Origin of the sequence: Streptomyces niveiscabiei (genome assembly GCF_001419795.1) — a bacterium.
Classification (GTDB): domain Bacteria; phylum Actinomycetota; class Actinomycetes; order Streptomycetales; family Streptomycetaceae; genus Streptomyces; species Streptomyces niveiscabiei.
On the sequence record NZ_LIRL01000573.1, the window covers coordinates 1 to 5,189 of the forward strand.

General features: G+C 70.8%; 5 protein-coding genes. 1 reads left to right on the forward strand and 4 read right to left on the reverse strand.

Annotated features, from left to right (window positions below):
- Nucleotides 1-705, reverse strand: a 705-nt coding sequence (locus tag AOK24_RS26635) for a helix-turn-helix domain-containing protein (RefSeq protein WP_055722603.1), incomplete at its 3' end; no start/stop codon positions are given.
- Nucleotides 706-885: 180 nt separating this feature from the next.
- Between AOK24_RS26635 and AOK24_RS26640 the strand changes: the two genes are divergently transcribed.
- Entirely contained in the window at nucleotides 886-1,926 is a 1,041-nt protein-coding gene (locus AOK24_RS26640) for an NAD(P)-dependent alcohol dehydrogenase (RefSeq protein WP_055722604.1), read from the forward strand.
- Nucleotides 1,927-2,002: 76 nt separating this feature from the next.
- Here the strand turns inward: AOK24_RS26640 and AOK24_RS26645 are convergent, their stop codons facing one another.
- The 3 genes from AOK24_RS26645 to AOK24_RS26655 are packed head-to-tail and all read right to left on the reverse strand — an operon-like array spanning nucleotide 2,003 to nucleotide 5,093.
- Nucleotides 2,003-3,055 carry a FecCD family ABC transporter permease gene (locus tag AOK24_RS26645; protein WP_055722605.1) on the reverse strand — a complete coding sequence of 351 codons (1,053 nt, stop codon included), beginning with the start codon at nucleotides 3,053-3,055 and terminating at the stop codon, nucleotides 2,003-2,005.
- A complete protein-coding gene (locus tag AOK24_RS26650; protein WP_055722606.1) occupies nucleotides 3,052-4,044 on the reverse strand; it encodes a FecCD family ABC transporter permease in 993 nt (330 codons plus the stop codon). The genes AOK24_RS26645 and AOK24_RS26650 overlap by 4 nt, the downstream gene beginning before the upstream one ends.
- Complete coding sequence (locus AOK24_RS26655) at nucleotides 4,041-5,093, reverse strand: ABC transporter substrate-binding protein (protein WP_055722607.1); 1,053 nt, start codon at nucleotides 5,091-5,093, stop codon at nucleotides 4,041-4,043. Before AOK24_RS26655 ends, AOK24_RS26650 begins: the two co-directional genes overlap by 4 nt.
- Between the last annotated feature and the right edge of the window lie 96 nt (nucleotides 5,094-5,189).

Genomic DNA, 5,189 nt, shown 5'->3' on the forward strand with positions numbered 1-5,189 from the left:
CTTGACGTCGTGGGCGGCCCACAGCCGGCGGAACTCCTCGCTCTTGACGGAGAGTTCACCGACGAGGGCGGAGAGGCGGGGGTCGTCGGGATAGCAGCCGGCCTCCCAGCGCAGGGTGGCGACGATGTCGCTGGCCTTCTCCTCCCAGGGGATGAAGAGGTCGCGGTAGTCGGGGCGCAGGAAGGTCAGGCGGGCCCAGTTCCGCTCGGCGGCGGGCAGTTCGGACCAGTCGCCGAAGAGGGCCGCGGCGAGCCGGTTCCACGCGAGGATCTCGGAACGCCGCCCGATGATGTACGCGGGTACACCGTCCATGGCGGTGAGGAGGTGGTGCAGGGGGACGCGGACCTGCTGAGGCCGGCCACCCCCAGACTTTTTCTTGTGCTGCTTGGGCTTCGCGAGGTGCATGAGGTGTGCGTGCTCGGCCTCGGTGAGCCGTAGCGTCCGCGCGATGGAGTCGAGGATCTCCGCCGAGACGTTGCGGCCGTTGCCCTGCTCAAGACGCGTGTAATACGCAACGGACACCCCGGCGAGCTGGGCCAGCTCCTCCCGCCGTAGTCCTGGTACCCGCCGCTGCCGGCCGTACCCCGAAAGTCCTACGTCCTCCGGCTTCAGCCGGGCTCGCCGGGTCCGCAGGAACTCACTCAGCTCGGCCCGCCGGTCCAGCCCGGCCGGCTCACCCGGCCCTGTCGGCCGCTCCTCGTCCATACACCCAGTATCGGCCACCCCCTACCGTCGTACGCTCCTGATCCTGTCCCCGCCAGTGGTAGGCACAGTGAGCGTAGGCAGAGCTGTGACCTGGGTGAACGCTCGACGCCGTGGCAGGCTGGGGCACGTGCCCGGCCCGAAGGCAGGCCGGGACGCATCCCCCGCTAGGAGAACCACGGCATGACCACCGTCGCCGCGTACGCCGCACCCGCCGCCAAGGCCCCGCTCGCCCGCACCACCATCGAGCGCCGCCCGGTCGGCGAGTTCGACGTCCAGATCGACATCAAGTTCGCCGGAATCTGTCACTCCGACATCCACCAGGCCCGCGAGGGCTGGGGCACGGCCATGTTCCCGATGGTCCCGGGCCACGAGATCGCGGGCATCGTCTCCGAGGTCGGCCCCGGCGTCACGAAGTACCAGGTCGGCGACCGGGTCGGCGTCGGCTGCATGGTCGACTCGTGCGGCGAGTGCGAGAACTGCCGGGCCGGCGTGGAGCAGTTCTGCACGCAGGGCAACGTCGGCACGTACAACGCCATCGGCAAGGACGGCGAGCCCACGTACGGCGGCTACTCGCAGCAGATCGTCGTCAAGGAGAGCTTCGTCGTCCGCATCCCCGACGGCCTCGCGCTCGACGTCGCCGCGCCCCTGCTGTGCGCCGGCATCACCACGTACTCCCCGCTGAAGCACTGGGGCGCGGGCCCCGGCAAGAAGGTCGCCGTCATCGGCCTCGGCGGGCTCGGCCACATGGCCGTCAAGATCGGTGCCGCGCTCGGCGCCGAGGTCACCGTCCTCTCGCAGACCCTCAGCAAGAAGGACGACGGCCTCAAGCTCGGCGCCACGCACTACTACGCCACCAGCGACGCCGACACGTTCAAGCAGCTCGCGGGCACCTTCGACCTGATCGTGTCCACCGTCTCCGCGCCGCTGAACTTCGGCGCCTACCTCTCCCTCCTCAAGACCGGCGGCGCGATCGTCAACGTCGGCGCCCCCGAGGAGCCCGTCTCCCTCAACCTCTTCTCCCTCATCGGCGGCAACAAGACCCTCGCCGGTTCGATGATCGGCGGCATCGCCGAGACCCAGGAGATGCTCGACTTCTGCGCCGAGCACAACCTGGGCTCCGAGATCGAGCTGATCTCGGCGGAGGAGATCAACGAGGCGTACGACCGGGTCGTGAACAGCGACGTCCGGTACCGCTTCGTGATCGACACGGCGACGATCTGACCCCGGCGGTCGTACGCCCCTGAGGCTGGTCCTCCGGTATCCCCTACCGGAGGACCAGCCTTCCGCGTCCGTCTATCTACGTACGTCTCCCCAGCAGCCACAGCAGGTACGGCCCCCCTACCAGCGCGGTGAGCGCCCCCACAGGTATCTCCACCGGAGGTACCAGTACCCGCGCCACCAGATCCGCCGTCACGAGTACGACCGCCCCGGTCAGCCCCGACGCGACGAGCGGCAGCTGCGGTGTACGGGTGAGCCTGCGCGCCAGCTGCGGAGACGTGAGCGCCACGAAGCTGATCGGCCCTGCGGCACCGGTCGCCGCGGCGGCGAGCACTACACCCAGGACCGTCAACCCCAGCCGCATCCGGTTCACCCGTACCCCTAGCCCCGCAGCGGTATCCGCGTCGAGCCCCAGGGGCCGCACCGCACGGCTCGCCCACACCAGCGCGGGCAGCGCCAGCAGGAGTACGGTGGCCAAGGGCCGCGCCTGCTCCCACCCGCGCCCGTTGAGGCTCCCCGTCAGCCACAGCTTGAGCTGCTCGGCCGCATCGAGCTCGCTGTCGGCGAGGTACAGCTGAACCACAGCGGAGAGGGCCACACCGATGCCCACGCCGGTCAGCACGAACCGGTTCGGCTGCAACCCGTTCCGCCAGGCCAGGGCGTACACCAGGGCCGCAGCGGCGAGGCCGCCCAGCACGGATACGGCGGGCATCGCCGACGGCGACGACACGGCGCCGGTCGCCAGCGCACCGACGGTCGCCGCAGCCGCCCCGTGCCCGACGCCGATCACATCGGGACTGGCGAGGGGGTTCCGGGTCACGGTCTGGATCAGCGCACCGGAGACACCGAGCGCGAGCCCCACGAGGGCGCCGACGACGATCCGGGGGACCCGTAGCTCCATCACCACCAGGTCGTACGGCCCCGGCGTCCCCCTGAGCGCGGCCCACACATCACCCGGGGCTACCAGGGTCTGCCCCAGACAGGCGGACGCGAGCATCGCGGCGCCGAGGAGGACGAGGAGGGCGGCTGCGACGGCGAGGGAACGCCGGTGGACGAGGAGGGAGAGGCGGGGGGTGGGACGTAGTACCAGGGAGCCAGGGTGTACGCCGCTGGGGGGACCGGAGAGCCTCATGCCACCTCCTTCTTCCGCCGCACCAGCACCACCAGTACCGGCACCCCCACCACAGCGGTCATCACCCCGGCCGGCACCTCGGCGGGCGCCCGCACCACCCGTCCCGCCACATCAGCGAGTACCAGCAGCGCCGCACCCAACAGCGCCGACAGCGGCAACAGCGAACGATGCCCTCCCGTGCGCACCAACCTCCGTGCGACATGCGGCACCACGAGCCCCACGAACACGATCGGTCCGGCGGCGGCCACAGCGGACGCCGTCAGCAGGGTCGCCCCCAACGCCGCGGCACCCCGCACGAGTTGAACCCGATGCCCGAGCCCCCGAGCCGTCTCGTCGCCCAGCGCCAGCGCATCCAACCCCGGCGCGCACGCCATCACCAGCACCGCACCGACCAGCAGAAACGGCAGCATCCGTACGACGCTTCCAGCATCCCGCCCGCTGAGCGCACCCACCTGCCAGAACCGGAACTGGTCGAGCGTCGCGGACGACGAGGTGAGGACGACGGTCGTCCCGCCCGCCGTCATCGCCGCCAACGCCGTCCCCGCGAGGGCGAGTTTGACCGGCGACGCCCCACCCCTGCCGCGCGAGGCGACCGCGTACACGAGACACGCGGCGCCGACCGCACCCGCGAACGCGAACCACACGTACCCACTGAAACCGTTCGCCCAGCCGAACGCGATCGCTGTGACGACACCGGCCGCCGCACCCTGGCTGAGGCCGAGGATCCCGGGGTCGGCCAGCGGATTCCTGGTGACGGCCTGGAGCGCGGTCCCCGCGAGACCCAGCGCCGCACCGGCCGTGAGCCCGATCTCGGTACGGGGCAGCCGCAGCGACCGTACTACCAGGGTGTCAGGGGACTCCCCCCGATGGAGCAACGCGTCCAGGACCGCCGCCGGGGGTACGGCTCTAGTACCCACGGCGAGGCTGAGCACGACGGCGGCGGCCACCACGAGGGCAGCCGCCGGCCAGACGATCAGGCGCCGGGTCACTTGGCCAGGTGCTCCGCGAGCTCCCCGACGACCAGGCGCGCGGCGGTGGGACCGGCGTTCAGGTACCAGGGGTCGTCGTCGACCTGCACCGCGTGCCCCGCCTTGACGCCCTTCATGCCCTTCCACAGCGGGCCCGCGACCGTGCTCGCCGCGTCCGTCTTCGACGCGTCGCCCTGCACCGAGTAGAAGATCCAGTCGCCGTCCGCCGTGTCGATCTTCTCGCTGCTGATGTCCTGCGAGATCGCCTTGAACTGCTGCGACGCGGGACGGGCGAGCCCCATGTCCACGGCGATCGAGCCCGTGAAGGAGGAGACACCGAACATGCGGGTGCGGTCGGGGGTGAAGCGGACCATCGAGACGGTGGGGTCGCCCTTGACGCCGGCTCCCTGGGACTTGGCGTCCGCGACGATGCCGTTCAGCAGGGTCCGCGCCGCCTGGCCCTTGCCGACCGCGTCCCCCACAAGGAGGAGATCACGCTTCCAGTTGATGCCCTGGCCTGCGGTGACGACCGTCGGCGCGATCTTCGACAGCTTCGGGTACAGGTCGGAGAGGGACTTGTTGACCAGGATCAGGTCCGGCTTCGCCGTCGCGAGGGACTCCAGGTTCGGCGCCTGCCGGGTGCCGGCGTCCGACATCTCGTTCAGCTCGGCCTTGTACTGCGGGAACGTAGCGCTCAGGTAGTCGGGTACTAGACCCGCGTTCGCCGCGCGCGTCGACGCGGTCGGTACGACGCCGAGGCTGAGGAGGTCGTCGAGCTGGCCGGTGCTGAGGACGGCGATCTTCGTCGGCGCCACCTTGACCGTCGTAGTCCCCGCGTAGTGCTTGACCGTCCTCGGGAAGGTGCCGTCCTTCGCGACGTCCGAGCCCATGCCGGCGGCGAGCGTGCCGGGCGCGGCGGCGGGGCCCTCGGAGGCGCCGGCGACCTTGTTGACGGCGCCGGGGGCCTTGGCGTCGGCTGTCTTGCCGTCCGAGTCGGTCGAGCAGCCCGCCAGGACGGTGCCTGCGATCAGGGCGGCGATCAGGACTGCTGTCGGCTTGGACGTGCGCACGGGGGTACTCCGGGGGGCATAAGGGGCTTGCCCAGGCAAGGGGGTCTCGCTAAGGCGAGGCTTACCTTAACCTCTCTTTTTGTGGGGGTGCGGGGC

Coding starts and splice junctions, on each gene's coding strand:
- AOK24_RS26645 (WP_055722605.1), bottom strand. CDS start 3,055: ATGAGGCTCTCCGGTCCCCCCAGCGGCGTACACCCTGGCTCCCTGGTA.
- AOK24_RS26640 (WP_055722604.1), top strand. CDS start 886: ATGACCACCGTCGCCGCGTACGCCGCACCCGCCGCCAAGGCCCCGCTC.